The organism is Paenibacillus terrisolis, assembly GCF_056171975.1.
The window spans coordinates 195066-217687 of the sequence record NZ_JBKFGG010000004.1 but is presented as its reverse complement, the minus strand read 5'-3'; the positions used below and the strand labels follow the sequence as shown (position 1 = coordinate 217687).

At 50.6% G+C, this 22622-nt stretch carries 23 protein-coding genes and 1 other RNA gene; 19 read left to right on the top strand and 5 right to left on the bottom strand.

Translation table 11 applies throughout. The annotated features are described in order from the left end of the window. Window positions 1-62 precede the first annotated feature (62 nt). The 4 genes from ACI48K_RS05125 to rnpB all read left to right on the top strand — a co-directional run bounded on the left by ACI48K_RS05125 (window position 63) and on the right by rnpB (window position 3249). Window positions 63-887 (top strand): hypothetical protein, encoded by an 825-nt coding sequence (locus ACI48K_RS05125; RefSeq protein WP_475026466.1) that lies wholly within the window; start codon window positions 63-65, stop codon window positions 885-887. Beyond that, entirely contained in the window at window positions 884-1651 is a 768-nt protein-coding gene (locus tag ACI48K_RS05120) for a tRNA (adenine(22)-N(1))-methyltransferase (RefSeq protein ID WP_475026464.1), read from the top strand. Before ACI48K_RS05125 ends, ACI48K_RS05120 begins: the two co-directional genes overlap by 4 nt. Then, window positions 1627-2742: a Nif3-like dinuclear metal center hexameric protein gene (locus tag ACI48K_RS05115; RefSeq protein ID WP_475026462.1), complete on the top strand. Its 1116-nt coding sequence runs from the start codon at window positions 1627-1629 to the stop codon at window positions 2740-2742. Before ACI48K_RS05120 ends, ACI48K_RS05115 begins: the two co-directional genes overlap by 25 nt. Window positions 2743-2844: 102 nt before the next feature. Then, an RNA gene (rnpB, locus tag ACI48K_RS05110) (RNase P RNA component class A) lies at window positions 2845-3249 on the top strand. 90 nt (window positions 3250-3339) lie between these two features. Here rnpB and ACI48K_RS05105 read toward each other — a convergent pair. After that, window positions 3340-5229 carry a S8 family peptidase gene (locus tag ACI48K_RS05105; RefSeq protein ID WP_475026460.1) on the bottom strand — a complete coding sequence of 630 codons (1890 nt, stop codon included), beginning with the start codon at window positions 5227-5229 and terminating at the stop codon, window positions 3340-3342. A gap of 153 nt (window positions 5230-5382) precedes the next feature. On the opposite strand from ACI48K_RS05105, the gene ACI48K_RS05100 reads away from it, so the two are divergent. The 6 genes from ACI48K_RS05100 to thiI all read left to right on the top strand — a co-directional run bounded on the left by ACI48K_RS05100 (window position 5383) and on the right by thiI (window position 10251). Then, entirely contained in the window at window positions 5383-5889 is a 507-nt protein-coding gene (locus ACI48K_RS05100) for a DUF3907 family protein (protein ID WP_475026458.1), read from the top strand. Window positions 5890-5996: 107 nt separating this feature from the next. Beyond that, window positions 5997-6248: a DUF1540 domain-containing protein gene (locus tag ACI48K_RS05095; protein ID WP_475026456.1), complete on the top strand. Its 252-nt coding sequence runs from the start codon at window positions 5997-5999 to the stop codon at window positions 6246-6248. A 76-nt stretch (window positions 6249-6324) separates the two neighbouring features. Beyond that, complete coding sequence (locus tag ACI48K_RS05090) at window positions 6325-6744, top strand: hypothetical protein (RefSeq protein ID WP_475026454.1); 420 nt, start codon at window positions 6325-6327, stop codon at window positions 6742-6744. A gap of 181 nt (window positions 6745-6925) precedes the next feature. Continuing rightward, the gene (locus ACI48K_RS05085) at window positions 6926-7753 is read left to right on the top strand and encodes a lytic transglycosylase domain-containing protein (RefSeq protein ID WP_475026452.1); all 828 of its coding nucleotides are present in this window, start codon (window positions 6926-6928) and stop codon (window positions 7751-7753) included. 104 nt (window positions 7754-7857) lie between these two features. Continuing rightward, window positions 7858-9009, top strand: a complete 1152-nt coding sequence (locus ACI48K_RS05080) for a cysteine desulfurase family protein (protein WP_475026517.1) — start codon at window positions 7858-7860, stop codon at window positions 9007-9009. Between the two features lie 6 nt (window positions 9010-9015). Further along, entirely contained in the window at window positions 9016-10251 is a 1236-nt protein-coding gene (thiI, locus tag ACI48K_RS05075; protein WP_475026516.1) for a tRNA uracil 4-sulfurtransferase ThiI, read from the top strand. 95 nt (window positions 10252-10346) lie between these two features. On the opposite strand, the gene ACI48K_RS05070 is transcribed toward thiI, so the two are convergent. Beyond that, a complete protein-coding gene (locus ACI48K_RS05070) occupies window positions 10347-11051 on the bottom strand; it encodes a TerC family protein (protein ID WP_475026515.1) in 705 nt (234 codons plus the stop codon). 150 nt (window positions 11052-11201) lie between these two features. Between ACI48K_RS05070 and ACI48K_RS05065 the strand changes: the two genes are divergently transcribed. The 6 genes from ACI48K_RS05065 (at window position 11202) to ACI48K_RS05040 (ending at window position 16633) form a co-directional block, all read left to right on the top strand. Then, window positions 11202-11864, top strand: a complete 663-nt coding sequence (locus tag ACI48K_RS05065) for a TerC family protein (RefSeq protein WP_475026450.1) — start codon at window positions 11202-11204, stop codon at window positions 11862-11864. Window positions 11865-12026: 162 nt separating this feature from the next. After that, entirely contained in the window at window positions 12027-12521 is a 495-nt protein-coding gene (locus ACI48K_RS05060; RefSeq protein ID WP_475026448.1) for a hypothetical protein, read from the top strand. Between the two features lie 185 nt (window positions 12522-12706). Further along, entirely contained in the window at window positions 12707-14548 is a 1842-nt protein-coding gene (typA, locus tag ACI48K_RS05055; protein ID WP_475026446.1) for a translational GTPase TypA, read from the top strand. A 32-nt stretch (window positions 14549-14580) separates the two neighbouring features. Beyond that, window positions 14581-14898, top strand: a complete 318-nt coding sequence (locus ACI48K_RS05050) for a YlaH-like family protein (RefSeq protein ID WP_475026444.1) — start codon at window positions 14581-14583, stop codon at window positions 14896-14898. Window positions 14899-14988: 90 nt separating this feature from the next. Continuing rightward, window positions 14989-16077 (top strand): LCP family protein, encoded by a 1089-nt coding sequence (locus tag ACI48K_RS05045; protein WP_475026442.1) that lies wholly within the window; start codon window positions 14989-14991, stop codon window positions 16075-16077. A gap of 103 nt (window positions 16078-16180) precedes the next feature. Continuing rightward, window positions 16181-16633 carry a pyridoxamine 5'-phosphate oxidase family protein gene (locus ACI48K_RS05040; protein ID WP_475026440.1) on the top strand — a complete coding sequence of 151 codons (453 nt, stop codon included), beginning with the start codon at window positions 16181-16183 and terminating at the stop codon, window positions 16631-16633. 40 nt (window positions 16634-16673) lie between these two features. Here the strand turns inward: ACI48K_RS05040 and ACI48K_RS05035 are convergent, their stop codons facing one another. Further along, window positions 16674-17258, bottom strand: a complete 585-nt coding sequence (locus tag ACI48K_RS05035; protein ID WP_475026438.1) for a YhcN/YlaJ family sporulation lipoprotein — start codon at window positions 17256-17258, stop codon at window positions 16674-16676. A gap of 104 nt (window positions 17259-17362) precedes the next feature. On the opposite strand from ACI48K_RS05035, the gene ACI48K_RS05030 reads away from it, so the two are divergent. Next, window positions 17363-18694: a PhoH family protein gene (locus tag ACI48K_RS05030; RefSeq protein ID WP_475026436.1), complete on the top strand. Its 1332-nt coding sequence runs from the start codon at window positions 17363-17365 to the stop codon at window positions 18692-18694. Between the two features lie 165 nt (window positions 18695-18859). After that, window positions 18860-20119, top strand: coding sequence for a sugar ABC transporter substrate-binding protein (locus ACI48K_RS05025; protein WP_475026434.1), 1260 nt, complete (start codon window positions 18860-18862; stop codon window positions 20117-20119). Window positions 20120-20122: 3 nt separating this feature from the next. Here the strand turns inward: ACI48K_RS05025 and ACI48K_RS05020 are convergent, their stop codons facing one another. Next, window positions 20123-21208, bottom strand: coding sequence for a coiled-coil domain-containing protein (locus ACI48K_RS05020; protein ID WP_475026432.1), 1086 nt, complete (start codon window positions 21206-21208; stop codon window positions 20123-20125). A gap of 142 nt (window positions 21209-21350) precedes the next feature. Beyond that, complete coding sequence (locus ACI48K_RS05015) at window positions 21351-21587, bottom strand: DUF2626 domain-containing protein (protein ID WP_475026430.1); 237 nt, start codon at window positions 21585-21587, stop codon at window positions 21351-21353. Window positions 21588-21929: 342 nt separating this feature from the next. Here ACI48K_RS05015 and ACI48K_RS05010 point away from each other — a divergent pair, with 342 nt between their 5' ends. Further along, window positions 21930-22583 (top strand): RsfA family transcriptional regulator, encoded by a 654-nt coding sequence (locus ACI48K_RS05010; RefSeq protein WP_475026428.1) that lies wholly within the window; start codon window positions 21930-21932, stop codon window positions 22581-22583. The last annotated feature ends 39 nt before the right edge of the window (window positions 22584-22622 follow it).

Here is a 22622-nt window from a genome sequence, read left to right as displayed (position 1 = left end):
TACAACTCTGACCTTCTGCAGTCAAGCAGCAAGGTCATTTTTTTTGAAGGAAGGTGGATGTCTTGAACACTGAGAAACGTGAAGTCATCTTGACCGAAATCAACCATTGGCGAAAGAGCAGGCTTCTTCCGGAAAATTATTGCGATTTCCTGGAAAATCTGTACTATGACGAGAAGGCGAAGCCGTCTGAGCACTTCTTCTCCTGGGGTCTCTTGCAGCAGGGAAACGCGAAGCTCTGGTCCCTTGCATTTGGAATAATTTCCTTCTTTTTCTTTATTGGTTTTTATTTTAGCTTTTTTCCCTGGCCATTGCAAATGTTCGTGTCCTTGCTGGTGGGTTTCGGGTCCTACACGATAGCCGTATTTACTCGCCACAAGCATGAGTTGTTCTCGTTCCTTATGACGGCGATAGGCAGCTTGGCTATGCTTGGCCTTGGGGCTTGGACGATTTCACTGCAGGGATGGGATCCGGAACTTGGTGCGGTTATGCTCTTAGCTATATGCGGAATTTTGTGGATCGGGGCGGGATTTGTGCTTGGTTTCGGCATGATCAGCTATTGCGGCTTCATATGTGGAATATTGCTGTATGCGTTTCTGTTCGGCAAATATCATCCCGATGTCTCTTGGGGCATGACGCAGGTATTGTGGGTGCCGCTCAGCGTACTGCTGTTTTGGGTCAGCTGGCTGTGCCGGCAGCGGTTTAAGGGAGGCACGCGCGTGTTTTTTGCCGTCTCGCTGACACTCTGGTTTATGGCGGAGGCCCACAGCCTTATACTGGACAATCTCATTTATGAGGAAGTCGCTTTATTGTTTTTGCTTAAAATGATCGTAGCGTTTTTCATCTTGTTCTTATTACGAAAAAAATGGGTGGTGTGGATCTCTTCATGAGACTATCAGCAAGATTACAGCAAATCGCGGACAGGCTGCCGGCGGGCTGCCGGTTCGCCGATATCGGATCGGACCATGCCCTTTTGCCGGTTTATGCCGTGCAGCAGGGGCTGGCGGCTGCCGCCGTGGCCGGCGAAGTGAATCAAGGCCCGCTCCAAGCCGCGCAGCGTCAGGTCGCCGAGGCCGGGGAGCAGGCAAGAATATCCGTCCGTAAAGGGGACGGGTTGGCCGTCATCGCTCCGGGCGAGGTCGATGCGATTACGATCGCCGGAATGGGCGGAGCGCTGATCGTTTCGATCCTGTCGGACGGGAAAGAGAAGCTGAACGGCGTGAAGCGTTTGATCCTCCAGCCCAATGTCGGCGAAGAGTTCGTCCGCCGCTGGCTGATCGAAAACGGCTGGTTCCTGATCGAGGAGACCATTTTGGAGGAAGACGGCAAGATCTACGAGATTCTTGTAGCGGAAGCCATTCCGGATGCTGCCGCGCTTAATGAGGAATTATACCGGGAAAGGACTTTGCCGGATCGGGGCGAGAATGTTCGGTTGACGAAGGAACTGCTGCTGCAGATGGGGCCACGGCTCACGATTGAACCGGGAGAAGTCTTTTTCAAGAAATGGACCTTGGAAATCGAAAAATTGGCGAAAATACTCCGTTCCATGGAGGCGTCCTCACAGGAAAATTCCCGGGAAAAAGAAGAGGAATTCGCCCGTCTGTCCAAACGGCTGAAGGAGGTGCTGGCATGTTTGCCAAGGGTCAAACCGTAATTCAATATATGGAACAGCTCGCTCCAAAGCATGTCGCCATGGAGAACGATAAAATCGGACTGCAGCTCGGCAGCCTGCAAAAAGAAATCAACCGTGTCCTCATCGCGTTGGACGTGAACGAAGAGGTTGTTGACGAGGCGATCGCTTTAGGGGTCAATCTGATTATTGCGCATCATGCGATTATTTACCGGCCGCTGCCTCATTTGCAGGTCGACACGCCGATGGGGAAAGTATACGAGAAGCTGATCAAAAACGATATCGCGGTATATGTGAGCCATACCAATCTGGACGTGACGGATGGAGGAATGAACGACTGGATGGCCGAAGCTCTAGGTATCGAGAGCAGCGCCTCGCTGGAGGATGTTCATACGGACACGCTTTTCAAGCTGGTCGTATTCGTGCCGAAGGATCATCATCAGCGGGTGCTGGACGCCGTGCTGAATGCCGGAGCCGGGGCGATCGGGAATTACAGCCATTGCAGCTTCAACATCGAAGGATATGGCACTTTCAAGCCGGGAGAGGGGACAAATCCGTATATCGGGTCGCCGGGCAAGCTGGAGAAGGCGGATGAAATGCGGATTGAAACCGTGGTTCCGAATAGCCTCCGCTCCAAGGTCATTCAGGCAATGCTGAAGAATCATCCTTATGAAGAAGTGGCTTATGATTTATACCCGATGGATTTAAAGGGACGGACATTTGGACTCGGCCGGGTCGGCAAACTGAAGGAGCCGGTCAGCCTGGGAGCTTTTGTGCAGCGGGTGAAAGATAAGCTCGATGTGCCGTCGGTGCGCGTGGTCGGCGATTTAACCCGCATGATCCGCAAAGCGGCGGTCATTGGCGGATCGGGAGGCGATTACTGGAAGAGCGCGCTTTTTCACGGCGCGGATGTGCTCGTTACCGGCGACGTTTACTACCATACCGCCCAGGACGCCTTGATGGCCGGTATGACCATGATTGATCCCGGTCATAATGCGGAGAAGATCATGAAGCCGAAGGTCGCCTCCTGGCTGACCGAAAAGCTGGAAGAAAACAAATACGACACGAAAGTGTTCGCTTCTAAAGTAAACACCGAACCCTTTACTTTTTTATAAAGGAATCGTGCGTAAAATATTTGGCATAATGAGTTAGAATTACCGCTGATTCGCACTTGTCATCGGTAGTCAATGCCTGTATACTAACAAGTGTTGCCTTCGAAAGTTTGACAGACAATCGCCGGCGGCTTTGGGCCGCGGGAGGAAAGTCCGGGCTCCATAGGGCAGGGTGCTGGATAACGTCCAGTCAGCGCGAGCTGAAGGATAGTGCCACAGAAATGGACCGCCGATGGCCGCCGCAAGGCGCGCACAGGCAAGGATGGAACCGAGGTGTAAGAGACCCCGAGGAACGCTGGTGACTTCGTTCCTGGTAAACCCCACTTGGAGCAAGACCTAATGGGACGCAGCTTCTTTGTGAAGCAGCCTTTGCCCGAGGCGCGTCCGGGTTGGTTGCTGGAGCCGTTCAGTAATGTGCGGCCTAGATAGATGATTGTCGCTCGAGGCGGGAGGGTAGTTCCCGTTATAACCGCAAAGAGCACAGAACCCGGCTTACGGCAAACTTTCATAACTGCAGGCACCCTTAAATTCATGCAAAATGGACAAAGCCTCCGCTTTCGGCCCTTTCATCAGCCGATAGCGGAGGCTTTTGGTTTTTGGCTATTTTTTGATCCGGTCAATCGCCTGGTTTATTTTGCGTTCGATCGATTGCGGCCAGAACTGCAGCGGAGCACCGCCGCCTCCGGCGGCCTCCAGCGCGGCGTAAACGTCAATTTGCCCATAGCCGAAATATTTGTCGCGCCCCGCATCCCCAAGGTCGATCACGTTGCCGCGGATAATGTCCATGACCTCGGTGTTTTTCAGGTCGGGATTCACCGATCGGATCAAAGCGGCAAGCGCCGCGACATGCGGGCTGGCCATGGAGGTTCCGGACAGCGCGGCATATTGGTTGTCCGGATACGTGCTGGCGATGCTCTCGCCCGGCGCCATCACGTCGATGTAATCGCCGTAATTGGAGAAAGACGCTCTTTGCATGTTATAATCCGTCGCTGACACGCTGAGGACTTCCGGATAGGCGGCCGGATATCCCGGCCGCTCGGTATTGTCGTTGCCGGTGGCGGCAATGACGACCACGTCATGATCGAACGCGTATTTAACCGCGTCGTGCAGGAATTGGGCATCGGCGTAGTTGCCGAGGCTCATGTTGATGACCTTGGCCCCGTGATCCGTGGCCCAGATAACGCCCTGCGCAACGGAATACGTCGTTCCGGAACCGGACTTGTCCAGCGCTTTGACGGGAAGAATTTTGCCGCCCCACATCATCCCGGCAATGCCTTCGTTATTGTTGACGTTGGCCGAGATGATCCCGGCAACATGGGTGCCGTGACCGACATCGTCCATTGGCGGATCGTCCGGCGACACGACGTTATAGCCTTTCAGCAGCCGGCCTTGAAGATCGGGATGCTTCAGATCGACTCCGGTATCCACAACGGCGATGATGACCTCGTTGCTGCCCTTGGACAGCTGCCATCCCCGGTTTGTCTCGATGGCCGGCAAATTCCACTGATATTCCGAGAACAACAAATCGTTGGGAATTTCCGGGGTTTCATCTTGTGTAAACCCGCTGTCAATCTCATTGGTCAGGTACAAATAATGCGGCTCTACATATTTGGGATTCCAATGTCCTTTGAAATATTTCCTAAGCTGCTTCATGCTCATATTTTCCGAGCGAAAAATATACGTACCGCCGATTTTTCGCAGCGTCTTCCCGTGAATCGCCGTTTCAATGATTTTCATTTCCCGATCGGCGGGAACTTTGGCAAAGGTGACCACGATTTCGTTTTCGTAGTAATGGCTGGCGTTTTCGTTGTCATGGCCGGTTTTTACCGTAATATCCCGCAGCGTGTCGGGATGAACGGATTCCACTTTGAATTTTCCTTCCTTCGGATAGGGAATCAGCCGCAGATTTTTGTGCTGATGATACTCGACCCGTCCCAGAATACTGATGTCCATCACGGCGACGATGCCTTGTCCTTTGCGATTTTTCGCCGGTTCGGCGGACACGAAGTATTGCGGGTGATTTTTAGGAAAAGCTGGTGATTCATAAGACTTGGATTGCTGCAGCGATTTGCGGGCGTAACTCAAGTAGCTGTTTATTTGTTCCCGGGAAGCGGTATCCGGGCGAAAGTCGGGCTGCCGATATTCTTTTGTGGTTCCGCGTGCCCCATCGTACCATTGAATGGACCGAAACTGCTTGTGATCCTGTTGCAGTTTCCGGGCGTCCGCCGGCCACTTTCCGGATGAGGCTTTGGCAAAAGCTTCCGCAAGCGTTCGTAGATGTCCCTTGGCATCCATTCGGACGAGTCGCTCCGTAGCCGTAACGTCGCGGCGAAGCATATTTTGCTTGAGCCGCTGCTCCTGGGCCGGCTTCGGAACCGGGGTGTTCGCGGCACGGTAGCGCGGCGTGTTGTCCGCTTGTGGGAACAGGGAAAGGGTTGCCACGGCTGCGGCTGAAGTCAAGCCGAGCAGAGCCCATCTGCGCCATTTCATCGGGTGTTACCTCCCATTAAATATTTGATGGATATAGCGTGAGGTGATGGGCTTGTTTTTATTCTTCGGGGATACCTTATTTGGCTAAATTGTGTTACGATAATTTCGGTAATTGGAAATATTAATCATTACAGGAGAAGGAGATTTGTTCGCATGCCACAAGCCAACAACATCAGGCAGCTATGTGAAACTTCCAAGGAAAAGTTGAAGAGCGCGGCCAGCCGGATCGAGCAGTTTTTGAATCATTTTTCGCTGCCACAGCTTATGGAAGGCCAAGATGAAGATCATGGCGTTTTCTACCAGGGATTTCTGTCGGATTTGCGGCATCTGCTCGTTCACTCCGAAGAGTGCTACGAGAAATTGGGCGTCACGCTGCGCCGCGGTACCTTTGATGAGGATTCGGCTGAAAAAGTGTTATACCAGGTTTATCATGAATGCGTAAATAATTTCTTCTACCCCAAAAACGAAAGCTATTCCGAAGATGGAAGATATGCTTATACGGGTCAGGATGCGATTCGATTCCGTAAAAAACCAACCCGGGCGGCCCGTGATGTCATTTTTGACGTAACCGGCGCATTCGAGGAACTCCGTGATGATTTGACGTATTATGAAAGCGATTATTTGACGCAGCTTCGCTTAAACCGGGCCAACGCCAAATAACTGGAAATTTTTGATGTAGCCGAAGATGCCGAAAGGCATCTTTTTTAATTTGTTCGGAGCGATTTGGAACATGTTCCGCTGTATAGGTTGCATCCATAGCGGGGACAATGAAGTCTGAGGTGATTAGAATGCCAAACAGGGATAAACCCTTGGTTAAATGCAGCGTTTCGAATTGCAGCTATTGGGGTGAATCGAATGAATGCCGGGCTGACGCCATTATGATTGACATCGACCAGCATGCAAAACGCCATTACGATGCCGAATTTGCCGGCGAAGAATTTGATTCCGAACATAAAGACACGGCGCCAACTTCTTCCGTAACCTGCTGTCATACATTCAAACCCAAAAAAACGTCATAACGAAGCGCGATTTTTGGCTGCTGCAGCTCCCAACGTCACCCGAACTCCTGCAATCCAATTTACGGAGGTGCTCACATTGACTGATTTTAAGAAGGGCAAGCCGGATCACCCGTCATCTGAGAAAAATCGTACCGATTATCCGCGTAAAGCTCACCGCGAAGAATATGCCGCAGACATTACTCCTGCAGGCACTTTCGGCGGAAATGTGATTCGTGATGAGCGTAGGGCAAGTTCTCGTGGTGAAGAGCGCGACCGCGAGGGTACGCGCGCTGAACGTTCCGATGCCGTAACGTCGGCGGGACGTACAGTCGGTTATGTTGGAGTAGGGCTTGGAATTGTGTCTTTATTCATGTGGTCCATTATTCTGGGACCGCTGGCGGCGGTAATGGGATTTTATGCGTACAGCCAAGGCAACAAAACATCCGGCGCATGGGGAATCGGACTTGGCATCGTGTCCACGCTGGGTTATTTCGTCCTGATGCCGTTTACCCGATAAGCGGCTAGCCATCAAGGCAGTTACAATTGAAATTAATCGTTTTACGGGCTGACGTTTCGCTTACGGGACGTCGGCTCGTTCCCGTTTTATGGCGTTTTTTAAAAAGAGGTGGTTATTGCCGCCGAACGAGTGTAAAATGATAGTATCCATACATATCATACCAAAGAGGAGTTAGTTAAGGATGCAAATCGACCCGCGTACGATGGGGCAGCTGATCCAGCTCCAAATGATGAACAGTATTGATCTGCAAGGAAACGGAAACTCGGACTCTCTTGACTCCACAAACAGCTCGGGTTCCCTTTTTGATATATTGTTGCAAGAAATGCTGATGGCCGAAGGACAAGCCTCTTCCAATGAGGCTCCGGACAACGGCGGACTTGCGACGCTCGCGCTTCTTGGGGGCATGGGTCTTGGTTCATCCGATCCGGGAATGGGCTCGTCCGATTTGGGGCTTGGTCTGACCGGCGATGGGCTTGGCCTTTCTTCTTCGGTTTCAGGCTTATCGGGATCGATGGACAGTGTTTTGCGGCAGCTGCTGCAAGGTTCGGGCGGATTAACATCCGCTGATACAGACGGGACGGATTCGGCTAATGTAAGCCCGGATTTGGAGTTGATTATTACTCGCGCAAGTCAAACGTACGGCGTGCCTGAGAGTCTGATCAAAGCGATGATCCAAACGGAATCGTCTTTTAATCCCGACGCGGTTTCTTCCGCCGGCGCTAAGGGCTTGATGCAATTGATGGATGGTACCGCCCGGGGGCTTGGCGTTAGTGACCCGTTTGATCCGGAGCAAAATATCGACGGAGGGACCAAATATCTGTCGTACCAACTGCAAAGATTCGGCGGCCAGCTGAACACCGCGCTTGCGGCTTATAATGCAGGCCCGACGCGTCTTATGGACCTGGGGATTACCAATGACCAGCAACTGATGGACAAGCTTCACCTGCTTCCGCAGGAAACGCAAAACTACATTGCCAAGATCATCAGCGCACAGAGGAGATTCGAGTAGTGATTCGATAAAATCCAAGCACATGCAAAGATCAAATGGGAAAACGCCCGGCTCTCCGCGTTTTTTCTTTTGGTCTTTTTTAATCGGAGGGTAAGGTGAAAACGATGTTTTATTTTGATCATGCGGCAACAACCCCTCCTTACGAGGAGGTGACCCAAACGATTGCCGAAGTCATGGGAAGCCATTTCGGAAACCCCTCCTCCCTGCATCGCCTTGGGGAAGAGAGCTTAAGGCTGCTGGGTAAGGCACGGGAGGTTTGCGGCACTGCTCTGCAGGTCAAACCGCGCGAGATTGTCTTTACCTCGGGAGCATCCGAAAGCAACAACTTGGCGATTAAAGGCGCTGCTCTCCAGTTTATCCAGCGCGGCAAGCATTTGATCACCACTTTGACGGAGCATCCTTCGGTATTCGAATGCTGCAAACAACTCGAAAGCATGGGATGGGATGTGACCTATTTACCGGTATCGGCCGATGGGACGGTAACGGCGGAACAGGTCATCGGCGCGGTGCGCAGCGATACCGTTTTGGTTTCGGTGATGCATGTCAATAATGAGACCGGAGCCATTCAGCCCATCGAAGAGATCGGCCGCGAATTGAAACGAAATTTTCCGCGGATCCTTTTCCATGTCGACGGCGTGCAGGGCTTAGGCAAGCTGAAGCTATCCATTCGGAAATCCGGGATTGACTTGTACAGCCTCTCCGCGCACAAAATAAGAGGACCCAAAGGCATTGGTCTCTTGTACGTCCGTGAGGGACTGGCCTTATTTCCGCTGATCGCCGGAGGCGGTCAGGAGAACGGCTATAGATCGGGGACGGAAAATATCCCTTATATCGTTGGTTTTGCCAAAGCCTTACGCCTGGCGAGCGAGGGACAAGAGGAACGTGCCGCCGGAATGGCGGTTCTGAGAGAAAAGCTGATGAAAGGAATTGCAGCTATGGCCGATTTGAATATGAATTCTCCGGAGCATGGAGCTCCGCACATTGTGCATTTTTCCTATCCGGGAATGAAGGCGGAGGCCATGCTGCATATGCTGGAGGAAGAAGGCTGTTTCGTTTCCACCCGCTCGGCTTGCTCTTCCAAACGAACGGAACCGAGCCGTGTGCTGCTTGCCATGGGCAAAAGCAGGGAAGAAGCGGCTTCCGGAATTCGTATCAGCCTTGGCGAAGAGCATACGGAGAAAGATATCGATATTTTGCTCGAAGCTTTGAAAAAGTCGGTCGGCCGTATGCGAAAGATCATGACAGGAGAGAAATAAATGACCATAGATTACGATTTGCTGCTGCTTCGCTTCGGCGAAATTGCTATCAAGGGACGAAACCGTTCCAGATTCGAAAAAGCCGTCTTTTCGCATGTGAAATCACGGCTTCGTCCTTTTCCGAAAACGGAAATCCGCAAGGAATTCGGACGGCTGTATGTTGTTTTGAACGGGGAGCCGATGGGAGAAATCCTTGCGGAAATGAAAAAAGTTTTTGGCGTCGCCTCCATTTGTCTCGTCAAAATCGCCTCTTCCCGCCTGGAGGATATCGCGGCTGCAGCAACCGCCTTTATGAAAACCTTGCCGGAAGAAAAGCCGCAAACGTTTAAGGTAAGCGCACGCCGGGTCTGGAAGGAGTTCCCCCATTCCTCGCAGGAAATGAACCGCTTGGTTGGGAGCCCGGTTCTGCAAGCTTGTCCGCAGCTCAAGGTGGACGTCCATCATCCCGACGTCGAGCTGCGCGTAGAAATCCGTGAGCAAGGGACCTACATGTATCATGAAATTATCCCCGGAGCCGGCGGTTTCCCGTTGGCCACAAACGGCAAGGCGCTGCTTTTGCTCTCCGGCGGGATCGACAGTCCCGTTGCCGGGTGGTCGGCGCTGCGCCGCGGGCTCGAAATCGAATGCGTGCATTTTCACAGCTATCCCTTTACGAGCAAGAAAGCGGAGGAGAAAGTCATTGATCTGGCCCGTGTATTATCGAAATATGCCGGTGTGATCAAGCTTCATTTGGTGCCATTTACGGAAATCCAGACGTCTCTTGCTCAGACCGGACAAGAAAATTTGATCATCACGCTGATGCGCAGAGCCATGCTTCGCATCGCATCCCGATTGGCCGAGCAAAACGGGGCGCTGGCTTTGGTAACGGGAGATAGCCTTGGACAGGTAGCGAGCCAAACGCTGCCCAGCATGAACGTCATCGGCAGGGTAACGGAACTTCCGCTGCTCAGACCGCTGGTTATGAACGACAAATCGGAAATCATCGGCATTGCCCAGGAAATCGGGACGTATGATTTATCCATTCTTCCATATGAAGATTGCTGCACTTTGTTTGTGCCGAAATCGCCTACGACAAACCCGAATTTGAAAATCATCGAAAAAATCGAAGCCTCTCTACCCGATTACGAACGGCAGATTGACGATGCCGTGCTGGGAACGGAGCTGTTGACGATAAAACCTGGGGAGGAAGCGGTTCGGCCCCGTTCCTCCGAAAATGAGGTTGTTCAGGAGAAATGGTTTTAGCCGCTTGCGGAAAAAAACGGCCGCGCAAAAAGCGCGAGCACTAGGGCAACATGCCCTTGCTCGCGCTTTTTTGTATTTGGCCTCCATGAAGCTTTTTAATGTGTGGCCGGATGAGTTTGCGGCTTTTCGGCCGATTTTTGATGCTGCCGTTTCTTGAAAAAGCCAGCCAGCAATACGCCAACCATGACAATGGCGATCAGCAGATATCTCAATACGGGCTTGTCTTCAAAAAAGGAAACAAAATGCGGCTCCTTCGTAATCATATGCGCCGCGGTATACGCCAAAACGGCGGCACCGACATATGCAATCCACGGAAACCAATCGAGCAGCTTAATGAACAGAGTGCTTCCCCAAACCACAATCGGCACACTGATGAGAAGTCCGATGACGACAAGCACCATGTGCTGCTGGGATGCGCCTGCTACCGCAATAACGTTGTCGAGGCCCATGGCGGCGTCCGCTATGACAATCGTTCGAACCGCAGGCCAAAGCTTGTCTTTGGCTTCGATGGAATCATGCCCGCCTTCGTCCGCAAGCACCTTGTAGGCGATAAAAATGAGCATAACGCCTCCGATGGCTTGAAGCCAAGGGATGCCAAGCAGCCAAACGACGATCAGGGTTGCCACGATCCGGAGCGCCACGGCTCCTCCCGTTCCGTAAAGGATTGCTTTTTTTTGAACGGTTCGAGGCAGCTTGCGGGCAGCCATCCCGATAACGATCGCATTATCTCCAGCCAAAATCAAATCGATGAAAATAACGTTGATCAGTGAAAGAAAAAACGTTGCACTGAAAAAACTCATCGTAGTACTCAATAATTCCATTTATGTCACTTCCTCTACAGCCCTATATACGTATTTACGCACTAAAAGGATTCATTTGTCCAGAGTTGTTTTTGGAAATTGGCATAGCTTGGCTTATCCGCTCATACAAGTTTTAAAGGAGGGATGAGCGTGGAACAGCTGCTGCTTTTGTCGGAAATATTGATAATTAATCTGGTCCTAAGCGGAGACAATGCCGTTGTCATTGCCATGGCGAGCAAAGATCTTCCAAGCAAACAACGTAAACAGGCTGTATGGTGGGGAGCGCTGGGAGCGGTGCTGCTCCGCTGCGCGTTGACTTGGGTTGCCTTGCTCCTGCTCCAGATTCCGTTTATCCAGGCCGCCGGCGGAATTCTTCTCGCCGCGATCGCCTTTAAGCTGCTTGAATCCCATGATGAGCATTCCCGGGTGGCGGAAGTCGGCACGATGTGGAAAGCCGTGCAAACGATCCTCGCCGCCGATTTTATTATGAGCCTCGACAATGTGCTGGCGATTGCGGCGCTCGCCAAAGGCGATATGGCCGTTCTGGCCATCGGAATTGCGATCAGCATTCCGATCGTGGTCTGGGGGAGCAATCTGATTGCCGACTTGCTGCAGCGGTTGCCGATCCTGACTTACGTTGGAGCGGGCATTCTCGGTTATACGGCGGGAGACATGCTGCTGCATGATCCCAAGCTCGGGTACGCGCTTACGGCAGCGGCCCCTGCAATTGCCAAATGGCTCCCGGCCGCAGTAGCTGCGGTCGTTATTATGTTCGGCTGGATACGAAAATATAACGTTAAACGAGGCTCATAAGAACCTCGTTTTTTTCCATCGCCCGCCGTCAAAAATCATTCTTATGCAAAGAAATGGCAAGAGTGGTTTTTTGCACGGATTTCATATAAACTGGAAGGGAAGGGGATGTCGCATTTTGCTGCGGTTTGTCCCTCATTGTCTTCTGGAAGGTGTGTGGTGGAAATGTCCGACAACAACAAGCTGACGACCGGTATACTGATTTTGGCTGCCGGGCTCATTATCCTGCTTGGGAAATGGGGCGTATTCAGTTTCCTTGGCAAAACGTTATGGCCGCTGTTGCTGCTCATTCCGGGGATCGTGCTGCACCTTTGGCATTTTTGGAGAAAAGGGCCTTCGGAGCTGTTGGTTCCCGGCGGAATTCTGATCGTGTACAGCGTGGCGTTTTTCATCGGAAATTTTGGGGGTTGGCAAACGCTGAAGTTTACCTGGCCGCTTTTTCTTTTGGGAATCGCGGTGGGCTTGTTCGAATTCGGAATGTTCTCATCGCAGCGCCAGAGCGGCATGCTGACGGCGGCTCTGATATTGGGGGCAGTCTCAATTATTTTGCTTGGTTGGACGCTATTTTCGCTCTCGATCATTTATTTGCTCGCGATCGTGCTCATCATAGGGGGAGTATGGCTAATTGCAGGCCGCGGGAGAAGACGAAACTCCTGGTGAACCGCTCGCCCGTTCTTGAAATATTCAAAATTTAGCGTATAATATAGAGGATATGTCAAGCGTCGGCATTTTGGTCGACGCTTGTTTTGTGGCGAACATTGTCGTTCTGATTTAGGAATACAGGGCTTGAAGTACGGTGCAAACTTAAAAAAGAGACAAAAGATGAAAGGATTTGGAGATAAACCATGCATTCAAGAGAACAAATTAGAAACATTGCAATCATAGCGCACGTTGACCACGGCAAAACGACGCTGGTCGACAAGCTGCTGCAGCAGTCCGGAATTTTTCGGGAAAATGAATCGGTTCAAGAACGCGCGATGGATTCAAACGATCTCGAACGCGAACGCGGCATTACCATTTTGGCTAAAAATACGGCGATTACTTACAAGGATTTCCTGATCAATATCGTGGATACTCCGGGCCATGCCGACTTTGGCGGCGAAGTGGAACGAATCATGAAAATGGTCGATGGCGTGCTTCTGGTCGTTGACGCCTACGAAGGCTGCATGCCGCAGACGAAATTTGTGCTTCGCAAGGCGCTTGAGCATCACTTGACCCCGATTGTGGTTGTGAACAAAATCGACCGTCCGGCCGCCCGCCCTGCAGAGGTTATCGACGAAGTGCTGGATCTGTTCATCGAGCTGGAAGCGAGCGACGAACAGTTGGAATTCCCGGTTGTTTATGCGTCGGCGATTAACGGGACATCTAGTCTGGATCCGGAAAAACAAGACGACAACATGCTTGCCTTGTACGAAACGATCATTGACCATATTCCGGCACCAACGGAAAATGTGGATGAACCGCTGCAGTTCCTTGTTACGCTTATGGATTACAACGAATATCTGGGCCGTATTGCAATCGGCCGCGTGAACCGTGGCTTGATTCGCCAAGGTCAGGCCGTTACCGTCATGACCCGGGACGGAGGCAAGAAATCGGCACGGATCGAGAAATTGTTCGAATTTCAGGGCCTGCACCGAGTGGAAACTAATGAAGCCGGAGCCGGAGATATTGTGGCTATTGCAGGGATTAAAGATATCAATATCGGTGAGACCATTGCCGACCCGAACCAACCTGAAGCATTGCCGGTGCTGAAGATAGATGAACCTACGCTGCAAATGACCTTCCTCATTAACAACAGCCCGTTCGCAGGACAGGAAGGTAAGTGGGTAACTTCCCGCAAACTGCGTGAACGTCTGTTTAAGGAATTGGAAACCGACGTTTCCCTGCGAGTTGAAGAAACTGACAGTCCGGATGCTTTTATTGTGTCGGGTCGCGGCGAACTGCATCTGGGTATCTTAATTGAAAATATGCGCCGCGAAGGCTATGAGCTTCAGGTTTCCAAGCCGGAGGTCATCGTAAGAGAAATTGACGGAGCAAGAATGGAGCCGATTGAACGCCTGCTGATTGATGTGCCGGAGGAGAGCATGGGGGCTGTCATGGAAAGCCTGGGCTCACGCAAAGCCGAGATGGTAAACATGATTAACAGCGGCAACGGACAAGTCCGCTTGGAATTCTTGATTCCGGCTCGTGGCTTGATTGGCTACAGAACACATTTTCTGACGTTAACCCGGGGTTACGGTATCATGAACCATGCTTTTGACAGCTATGGCCCACTCCTTTCGGGACAGGTTGGCGGACGGCATGAGGGAGTTCTAGTCTCCAGTGAGAATGGAATGACGACACTATACGGCATTTTGAACATCGAAGACCGCGGAACGATTTTCCTTGAACCAGGAACCCAAGTTTACGAAGGCATGATTGTTGGGGAACATACTCGTGACAACGATATTGTCGTCAATATATGCAAAGAGAAGCAGGTTACAAACGTCCGTTCGGCGACGAAAGATGAAACCGTGCGAATGAAAACACCACGCTTATTCTCGCTTGAGCAGGCTTTGGAGTATTTAAATGATGATGAATATTGTGAAGTTACTCCAAAATCGATTCGTATGCGCAAAAAGGTTCTTAATAAGAGCGAACGCGAACGCGCTGAAAAACATCGCAGAAATGCCGAGGCTAATTTATAATAAATTTTAATTAGCATTGGGAGGGGATCGCTTTGCAGGCTTGGTTTGCACATCATCCGGTAATTTCCTATTTGGTGATTTACGTACTGGTGGTTTTCGTGTACAACAAAGTGTTTCGCGCCCAGCAGAAACTGCCGATTCTCAAGGAAATCGTTTTATACCTTTTAATGGCGGTAGGTTCTTTCCTTTTGCTTGTTTTCCAAATCGACAAACTGCCGATTATACAGTGCTTGCTCGTAGCCGTTGTATTGATGCTGATGGTGCGAATCCGTTATTTTGCGGAAGCCCGGCGCAAAAAAAGAAGCGGCTCCGCCGATCCGGTTTCCAAGAATCCTACGCAGCTCCCATAATTTTGGCCTGACGAGCAGGTAACTTTCCGCAGTTTGAAACGTCATAATCTTAGCGACAACATTTTTGATAGAAAAAAGGTGTTTTCATTCATGAGTTCTAACCGCAGCGGCTTGCCTCCCAGAGGGACGAAAAGCCAAGGACGATCCTCAAAAGGTTCAACAAAGAAGAGAAAAAAGTCAAGCGGCGTTAGGAAATTTATGAAGGTGCTGCTGTCCATTGTGCTCCTGGTCGTTATCGCCGGGGGGTTATATACCGGGTATTTGATCTATACCGCCGATCAAGTCATCGATTCGACAGGGACTCCGGATAAGGTGGCTCCGGGACAATCGGCCAAAGAAAAGCCGATTACGATGCTGCTGCTCGGTACGGATTACCGTCCTGAAACCGGAACGCATCTCAGCGATGTTATTATGCTGATCGCCATGAACCCCGACACGAAATCGGCGACGATCGTTTCCTTGCCCCGGGATACGAAGATGGAACTGGACGGCTACAAAACGAACAAGGTCAATGCCTTTTATCCTAATTTCCTGGCGCAAGAGAAGAAGAGCGGCATCTCGGCCGAACAGGAAATGAAGACGATGATGAGCAAGTTTTTCGACCTGCCGATTGATTATGTGTCGGTTCTCAACTTTCAAGGATTCCGCGATATCGTAGATAATTTGGGCGGCGTTGATGTCAACGTCGATGCGAATATGTGCTACCGCGACAGCGCGGACGGCACCGATATCGATCTGAAGGAAGGTTCCCAGCATTTGAACGGCGAGGATGCGCTCGGGTTTGTGCGGTACCGCAAATCGAACTGCAGTCCGAAAACGAAAGGTTCCGACGATTTTGACCGAAACCGCCGGCAAAATGAAGTGCTGCATGCGCTGCTTGACCAGGCGAAATCGCTCAATGGCGTAGTGGGCGCCGGCAAAGTGATTCAATCCGTAGGAAAAAATATGACGACGGATCTGGAATCCGAGCAAATGAAAAATATGATCTCGGCCTATTGGAATATATCCAAAGAAAATGTCAATTTCATGCCGATTACGGGCGATTGGAAAAGCCCTTACGTGTACTTGAACGAAGACGAGCTCAGCACGGCCAAGCAGGCGCTTAAAGATCAGCTTGCCGGTATTTCTCCGCCCGAAGAGCAGCAGGATAGCAATTCTGGACAGGCGACTGGCAATTGAAAGCAAGTTTGTTGGCATGATATAATATAATTAACTTAAGATTGAATGGAGCAGTAAGTTATCGAGATCTTAAGAAGGATCGTCAACAGGAGGGCTGGTAGCCATGTCCGAAGTCGTTACCCAATTGTCCGATTCGCTTTTTTCCGCTTTTCAGTCCGAAACATTTGTTTTGCTGAATACGGTGGATCAGGAATCGGGAGGGCCGACATCCAGCGCAATTTCTTGGATTTACGCCGTGGATCATTCCACGCTTAGGCTTGCCTTGGACCATCGTTCCCGGTTGGTCGGCAATATTAAAGCCCATCCGCGAGTGACGGTGTCCGTTTTTGGCGAAGACACGATTTACGCTATTAACGGCCAGGCTACCGTAGTGCAGGATCCTCTGGACGGAGTTCCTTTCATTATGTGCTGCTTCGACATCCATATCGATGCTGTGCGTAACGCCTTATTCTATGGTGCGCAGCTGGTAACTCCGCCTCAATATGCCAAAGTATACGACCAGCGTGCTGCGGACATGCTGGATCAACAAGTTTTTGCCGCAATGAAAAAAGCCTAGCGATTAATTTCGCCGGGCTTTTTTATCGTTTTGGGACAATCTAATGATTTCGATCAAGGGTCTGGGTTCGGTTGCCGCCGGGAGCCATTTTCATTTGCTCGGGCTTCGTGTTATTCGGCCGGGTATCGCTTGGAAACTGCGGCACGATACGGCCGATGATATCCGCCATTTCGGTGGCAAAACCGGCAACCGGGCGGCCCGCCCGAATCTTCTTGCCGAGTTCGGCAATCCGCTGATTCAGATCCATGTCGGCGGTAACCATGGCTCCGACGCCTTTCGGATCTTTACGAAGCGTCTCGGCCACCGTATATTTGATACTGCCGACGCGGGCCCGTTCCAGCTTGCTGTCGACATCAATGCCAACGATCGCCGTTTTTCCCATAACGACGACGTGGGCGCCTTTCACGCCGGGAACCTTTTTGACAAGCTGTTCCAAATGAACCTGTCTGGCTCGATCGCCTCTGGTTCCCGTATAAGCCAAGTTCGCATTATTGTTTCGAGCAACGTTTTGAACCCGGGGAGTGGCTCCCGTTTGATTCTGGGAAGAAGGTGATGCCTTTTTAGAAGTCGTTCCACAGCTCGTAAGCAGGGAAGCCGTCAATAATAAACACAGCCAAATTCGCATGTTGAATCCGTCCTTTCGTAAATGATGACATTAGATTCTCACGGGACGAGTAAAAATATGTATGAGAATGAAAGGCTGCAATGACCGCGGTGGAGGGGATAATTGTGAAGAAAATCTTTGTATTGGATACGAATGTATTGCTGCATGATCCCAATGCGATTTTTGCTTTTGACGAGCATGATGTGGTTATACCGGCCGTTGTGCTGGAAGAAATCGATTCGAAGAAGAGGAATGCCGATGAAATCGGCCGCAACGCCCGAGGGGTATCCAGGCTTCTGGACGCTTTGCGCGAAACGGGGCACTTGCATGACGGGGTACCGCTGGAGGGCGGCGGGCGAATCAAGGTGGAACTGAACCATCGAAGCTTCCTCAAGGTTCAGGAGATGTTCGGCGAAATTACGAATGACAATCGGATTTTGGCGGTTGCTCTGAACTACCACATGGAGGAGCTTGAACAAACCGAGCCGCGTCCGGTGGTGCTGGTCAGCAAGGATGTGCTCGTCCGGATCAAGGCCGACGTACTCGGGTTGACCGCGGAGGACTATCTTTCCGATCATACGCCTGAGCCCGATGACAGATATGGAGGTTACTCCACACTTAAAGTGCATCCTTCGATCATCGATGAATTCTATACGTACCGGTCTTTGCCGGTAAAACTGCTCGGATTGAATTATTCCCTTTATCCCCATGAGTTTGTGATTCTGAAAGACGAAATGGGCAGCGGAAAATCCGCTCTGCTCAAACTAAACGATGACGCCTCCAAACTGGAGCCGCTGTTTCTCAGCAATGAGCCGGTATGGGGAATCAGCGCTCGCAATGCCCAGCAACGCATGGCTTTGGAGCTTTTGCTGAACGACGACATCCCGCTTGTTACCATCACAGGCAAGGCGGGAACGGGGAAAACCTTGCTGGCGCTTGCGGCCGGGCTCTTAAAAGTGGAGGATGAACATAAATACAAAAAACTGCTGATTGCAAGACCGGTTGTTCCGATGGGTAAGGATATCGGCTATCTGCCGGGAGAAAAGGAAGAAAAACTCCGGCCCTGGATGCAGCCGATTTACGACAATTTGGAATTTTTGTTTGACACCAAAAAGGCCGGAGATATTGATAAAATCTTGATGGGACTCGGAAGCATTCAAGTTGAAGCGTTGACTTACATCCGCGGGCGCTCCATTCCCGGCCAATTCATCATCATCGATGAAGCGCAGAATCTGTCCCGCCATGAGGTGAAAACCATTGTGTCGCGGGTCGGGGAAGGCAGCAAAATCATTTTGATGGGCGATCCCGAACAAATCGACCACCCTTATCTTGACTCGGTGAGCAACGGCCTGAGTTATTTGGTCGAAAGCTTCAGAGAACAAGGGATCAGCGGCCACATCACATTGGAAAAAGGGGAGCGTTCCAAGCTAGCCCAACTGGCAGCGGATTTATTATAAAAAGCTGAGCTCTCCCAAAAATTTATCTTTTATTTCAAGCCGGATGAATCCCATCCGGCTATTTTCATATATTTTACCTCCCCTATTCAGAGTAGAATTTGATACAATGGGGAGTAATTGGATGATTTGTCGTAAGGTTTGAACTTGTGGAGAGGAAGAACAGGTGTGAAGCGTAAAAACCATTGGGTGCTTTTTGCCATCCTTCTGCTCGCCTTAATTAATCTTTCGCCGAGCGAACAGCCGGATGTGATCCGTACGGACGATGGGAGCGATGCTCAGCCAACCACGCCCCCGAGGCAAGAAACGGTGCAGGAGACGGGGCATATTCAGGTTGCCGTGCAGCTGCCGGATTCGGACTTTGTTCGCCTGGAACAAATGAATCAGGAATTTATGGATGAGCATCCCATTCAAGTGGATCTGGTCAACGTGCCGCCGGAGGAAACCTTTGCTTCTTTTCAGCAGCGGCTTCTTCAGCTTGGCGAATCGCCTGACGTCTTTCTGCTCGACAATGTATGGGTTCGCCGTTTTGCTGCGGAGGGTTATTTGCTTCCGACGGAAGGCTATTATTCGGGGTCACTTCCGGGCGAAGTGTTAAGCGCTTCCCTGGGCCAGAATGAATGGAACGGATACGTATGGGGAGTTCCGCTTGATACAGATCCTTATGTTTTCCTTTACGATGCGGATAAGCTGAAACAGCTTGGTTTAGATCACATTCCGGCCAATGCGGAGGAATGGAACGCGTTAATCGCTTCGTTCGCCAAGCAGTCCGGGAAAGAGCATCTTCTGGCTATCGATTTTGGAGATCCCTACGCGGAAATGTCATTGATGTGGCAGCTTGGGGGCGGCATGAACCCTTCCGAAGGAACAAATCCCTTTGCGGTGACGGAGGGTATGCAGGGGGCTATAAATAAAATCGAGCAGCTTCTGCCTTTTCTTCTCGATATGGGGCAATCCGATGACGTATGGAGTAAACTCTATAATGGCGAAATGGCGATCGCTCTGATTCCGGCTTCGAAGGCTTCTTTGCGCAATTATGCGCATATAACCGCCGCATATCCCAGCATCACGAAGGATCGGACTTCGACGTGGATCGGCGGGCGGAGTTACGCGGTTTCATCACAGACCGAAAATGCTGAAGCAGCGGGCGCATGGATTGCTTCGATGACGTCTCAAACCTATCAGCGAAGATGGTATCAAACCACGGGACATCTCCCCGTTTTAAAAACCATCTATTACGAGTCGGCCAAAAGCGAGTTGCCGGAGTGGGTACCGGCGTCTCTTCTGAACGGTTCCGTCGCCGCGCTCCCCGTTGGGGCGGATCTTCCTTCGCAGATGGAGAAGTTCTCGCAACTCGCGGGCGGCTTTTTCGGCGGAGAATTGAGCGGCAAACAATTTAAAGCCGGACTGGAGCAGCTCGGCCAATAAGACTTATGGCTTTTGCAGCGACAATTTCAGTTTAACCGTAAGGGTTCCCTGAGTAATGGCGGCTTCGGTTGCTTTTACGAAGGGAACTATTTTTTGCGGATAAAAGCCCAGATCAAAGTCGTTTTCAAGCTCCGCCCTAGTCGTATCGGGAAGTTCCAATCCATTAAAGATGAGATGGTCGACATGAAAAGTGATGGAGTTTTGAGGTTCGTTTTCGACGGTATAATGGCCGATCACCTTAATTTCAAGTCCGTCTTTGTCGCCCTGGGCCGTGACGCTGCCATCATCAAAAGCAAAGGAAATATCTTTTAAAAGCTCGTTTTTTTGGTGCAGAAAATCGTTCAACTCCCGTTCCCGAATGATGAGCGTATACCCGTCTTTCCCGTTCGTCAGACTATCCGGGTGGTCTTTCAGAAACTCGGAAAAATCGGACATGGCGGAGGATAACGCCCGAAAATAGCGGCGGACTTCATAAAGCCCGACATTTTTCCAATAATTCGTCAGTTCCTCGATCATGGCTCGCAGCTTCTCGGGGTCCGAGCTTAGTCCCAGTGTATTGTCGACGTTTTGCTGCAGCCCGATTACCCGTTCCCGCTGTGCCAGCAGGTTGGTTTTCATTTTAGTCAAATCAGCCGATAAAGCGTTAAGGCGCGTTTTGGTTTCGGTTAGCTCGGCGTATTCTTTTTTGTAGGTATTCAGTACATCCCGATCCCGTTCCATAATGATTTGGTAGTAATCCAGCATCGTCATAAAATCCTTCAGGCTATTCGCCGTAAACAACGAGGCTAAAAGACTTTCGCGCTCTCCCATATAATACGCCCTGATTCGCGCTCCCGCTTGTTCGCGGCTGACGCGAATTTGTTCGTTTTTATCCGTAAGCTGCGCGGAAAGCGACTGAATCTCATCTTCCGTTTCTTTTTGTTTGGCTTCAATCCGGTCGATTTCCCGGTCGATCTCCACAATGGACAGGCTTTGCTCCAGAACTTGCTGTTCTTCCGTCGAATAGGGTATGGCTAGCGTCGGCAAGGGAAACATAAAAATAAGGGTTAAAATCAATAAAAGGCATAAGGACCTCCTGCGTCTGTTCAAAGACAATCCTCTCCCCTGAGTAGTTGTACTATATATATGATCTTCATTACGAAAATAGGAAGAAATATTCGGGTTCGACTTCATGAAAAAGGCGATCCGGCCGCAGCCGAATCGCCTTTTAAAACATATGTTTTCGAATAAATTACAGCGGCAGCCCCATTTGAAAGATCGTCCAATAGCTGAAGCCGGTAAACGCAACGATCATGTATCCCCAGAATAAAAGGATGTAAGTTCGTTCCGTGAATTTGAGGTAGCCGAAAAGAACGAAAAATGCGGTTTGCAGGAAAAACAGCAACGCCATTTCCGTCATATGGCCGGCAAACGCCATAAGCCCGATGACGAGGGTAAAAAAGCCAAGGACGCGGAACATCCGTGCCACGAATTATCCCCCTTTCTTATGAATCACGGCATTCCATTTCTCTCCATATTATAACCTTCGCCACAACATGTGTAAACGAAAAGTAAATTTTTAGCCATATTTAATCTTATATATGTGATATAAATGATTGTATTTATGAAACAAATTATTCCAATGAATGTACATTTGAATATAATGTATGGATCATGCTGAATTTGGAAATACATTTTAGTATCAAATAGATTCTATGAACTCTATGAGAGGCATAGAAATGGAGTAAGAAGCATTTTACCCATACGCCTGCCGGAGACCGCCGGTTGGAAGACGGTTACATTTAGGATGTCGTTAGGAGGTTTTTATAGCATGACAGCAGTGAGACAAGATGCATGGAGTGCGGAAGATGATTTGATTTTGGCCGAGGTGACTTTACGTCATATTCGTGAGGGCAGTACCCAATTGACGGCCTTCGAGGAAGTGGGTGAACGAATCGGAAGAACGGCGGCGGCCTGCGGTTTTCGATGGAACAGCTGTGTTCGGAAGAAGTATGAAGCGGCGATCAGCATCGCCAAGGCGCAAAGACAAAAACGAAACTACATGAAAAAACAAAGCCCGTTATCCGTAAACTCCGGAATAGCCTCTTTGGCCTCGGTAGAGTTGGAAGAAGGAATTTACAGAGGAGAGGGTGTTACCGAAGAAACCATCTCCATCGACGCGGTAATCCGTTTCTTGCGCGGTTGGAAAAATACCATTCAAGAAACGAACCGCCACGTCAAGTCGCTTGAAAAGGAACTGCGGGAAAGAGACGAGGAACTGGCGGCGCTAAGAGAGCAAAACGAACGGCTATCCGCCCAGGTAAATGAAGTGCAGACGGATTACCGGGTGGTTAACGACGATTATAAGGCGCTCATTCAAATTATGGATCGGGCCCGGCGGCTTGCTTTCCTCAATGAGGAAGACGAGGAATCGAAATCGAGATTCAAAATGGACGCCAACGGCAATTTGGAACGAATTGAATAAAGAGGACGGAACACAAAGAACCCCGCCGGTCACGGCGGG

Bases quoted from the DNA above. Each gene is read 5' to 3' on its own strand.
- ACI48K_RS05120 (WP_475026464.1), top strand. From the start codon at position 884: ATGAGACTATCAGCAAGATTACAGCAAATCGCGGACAGGCTGCCGGCG.
- ACI48K_RS05115 (WP_475026462.1), top strand. From the start codon at position 1,627: ATGTTTGCCAAGGGTCAAACCGTAATTCAATATATGGAACAGCTCGCT.
- ACI48K_RS05105 (WP_475026460.1), bottom strand. From the start codon at position 5,229: ATGAAATGGCGCAGATGGGCTCTGCTCGGCTTGACTTCAGCCGCAGCC.
- ACI48K_RS05100 (WP_475026458.1), top strand. From the start codon at position 5,383: ATGCCACAAGCCAACAACATCAGGCAGCTATGTGAAACTTCCAAGGAA.
- ACI48K_RS05095 (WP_475026456.1), top strand. From the start codon at position 5,997: ATGAAGTCTGAGGTGATTAGAATGCCAAACAGGGATAAACCCTTGGTT.
- ACI48K_RS05085 (WP_475026452.1), top strand. From the start codon at position 6,926: ATGCAAATCGACCCGCGTACGATGGGGCAGCTGATCCAGCTCCAAATG.
- ACI48K_RS05080 (WP_475026517.1), top strand. From the start codon at position 7,858: ATGTTTTATTTTGATCATGCGGCAACAACCCCTCCTTACGAGGAGGTG.
- ACI48K_RS05070 (WP_475026515.1), bottom strand. From the start codon at position 11,051: ATGAGTTTTTTCAGTGCAACGTTTTTTCTTTCACTGATCAACGTTATT.
- ACI48K_RS05060 (WP_475026448.1), top strand. From the start codon at position 12,027: ATGTCCGACAACAACAAGCTGACGACCGGTATACTGATTTTGGCTGCC.
- typA (WP_475026446.1), top strand. From the start codon at position 12,707: ATGCATTCAAGAGAACAAATTAGAAACATTGCAATCATAGCGCACGTT.
- ACI48K_RS05045 (WP_475026442.1), top strand. From the start codon at position 14,989: ATGAGTTCTAACCGCAGCGGCTTGCCTCCCAGAGGGACGAAAAGCCAA.
- ACI48K_RS05040 (WP_475026440.1), top strand. From the start codon at position 16,181: ATGTCCGAAGTCGTTACCCAATTGTCCGATTCGCTTTTTTCCGCTTTT.
- ACI48K_RS05035 (WP_475026438.1), bottom strand. From the start codon at position 17,258: ATGCGAATTTGGCTGTGTTTATTATTGACGGCTTCCCTGCTTACGAGC.
- ACI48K_RS05010 (WP_475026428.1), top strand. From the start codon at position 21,930: ATGACAGCAGTGAGACAAGATGCATGGAGTGCGGAAGATGATTTGATT.